Source organism: Parasutterella muris (genome assembly GCF_009767915.1).
GTDB lineage: Bacteria > Pseudomonadota > Gammaproteobacteria > Burkholderiales > Burkholderiaceae_F > Parasutterella > Parasutterella muris.
This window is the reverse complement of record NZ_WSRP01000104.1, coordinates 1-996: the sequence shown is the minus strand read 5'-3', so window position 1 is coordinate 996 and position 996 is coordinate 1. Positions and strand designations below refer to the sequence as shown.

Here is a 996-nt window from a genome sequence, read left to right as displayed (position 1 = left end):
TGCAGAGGCGAACGAGGAGAACTGAAACATCTAAGTATCCTCAGGAAAAGAAATCAACCGAGATTCCGGCAGTAGCGGCGAGCGAACCCGGAAGAGCCTAACAGCTGATAGTTTGAAGCGTAGTCGAACGGAATGGAAAGTCCGGCCATAGCGGGTGATAGCCCCGTAGGCGAAACGCTTTGGATGGTACTAAGGCAGTGAGAAGTAGAGCGGGACACGTGGAATCCTGTTCGAAGACGGGGGGACCATCCTCCAAGGCTAAATACTCGTGATCGACCGATAGTGAACCAGTACCGTGAGGGAAAGGCGAAAAGAACCCCGGGAGGGGAGTGAAATAGAACCTGAAACCGCATGCATACAAACAGTAGGAGCTTCGTAAGGAGTGACTGCGTACCTTTTGCATAATGGGTCAGCGACTTACATTCTGTGGCGAGCTTAACCGACTAGGGGAGGCGCAGCGAAAGCGAGTTCGAATAGAGCGAAGAGTCGCAGGGTGTAGACCCGAAACCAGATGAGCTATCCATGGCCAGGTTGAAGGTGTGGTAACACACACTGGAGGACCGAACCGACTAGTGTTGCAAAATTAGCGGATGAGCTGTGGATAGGGGTGAAAGGCCAAACAAATCTGGAGATAGCTGGTTCTCCCCGAAAACTATTGAGGTAGTGCCTCGTGTATCGCTCCAGGGGGTAGAGCACTGTTTTGGCTAGGGGGACATGGAGTCTTACCAAACCAAGGCAAACTCCGAATACCTGGAAGCGTGAGCACGGGAGACAGAGCACCGGGTGCTAACGTCCGGACTCAAAAGGGAAACAACCCAGACCGCCGGCTAAGGTCCCCAATAATGGCTAAGTGGAAAACGAAGTGGAAAGGCCGTGACAACCAGGAAGTTGGCTTAGAAGCAGCCATCCTTCAAAGAAAGCGTAATAGCTCACTGGTCGAGTCTTTCTGCGCGGAAGATGTAACGGGGCTAAGCCATTAACCGAAGCCGCGGATGC

General features: G+C 52.7%; 1 rRNA gene. It reads left to right on the top strand.

Going from position 1 to position 996, the window contains the following annotated elements:
* Positions 1–996: ribosomal RNA gene (locus E5987_RS12755) — 23S ribosomal RNA — on the top strand; the annotation flags it as partial.